This is a genomic window from Acinetobacter sp. CFCC 10889 (genome assembly GCF_003268395.1).
GTDB lineage: Bacteria > Pseudomonadota > Gammaproteobacteria > Pseudomonadales > Moraxellaceae > Acinetobacter.
Genome location: NZ_LQXQ01000209.1, coordinates 1 through 281, shown reverse-complemented (window position 1 = coordinate 281; position 281 = coordinate 1). Strand labels below are relative to the sequence as shown.

Below are 281 nucleotides of genomic sequence, written 5' to 3'. Positions count from 1 at the left end.
AGATCAAAGGTGCATTAACTGAGCGTGGCTGGTTAGATGTGCCATCTCATGAATGGATTTATCGATATATTTATCAGGATAAAGATCAAGGTGGTGATTTGTATCAACACCTACGCCATCAAAAAACCTATCGAAAACGAGGGTTTAAGAACACAGATAGACGTGGTCAACTTGCCAATAGACGCAGTATACATGAACGAGGAGATGTGATTGATCAGAGGCAACGTATTGGTGATTTTGAGGGGGATACTGTGATTGGGAAACATCACAAAGGTGCGCTT

At 41.6% G+C, this 281-nt stretch carries 1 protein-coding gene; it reads left to right on the top strand.

All coding sequences use genetic code 11. From position 1 onward, the window contains the following. On the top strand, window positions 1-281 hold a 281-nt coding region (locus tag AVJ19_RS21395; protein WP_111861448.1), incomplete at both ends, for an IS30 family transposase.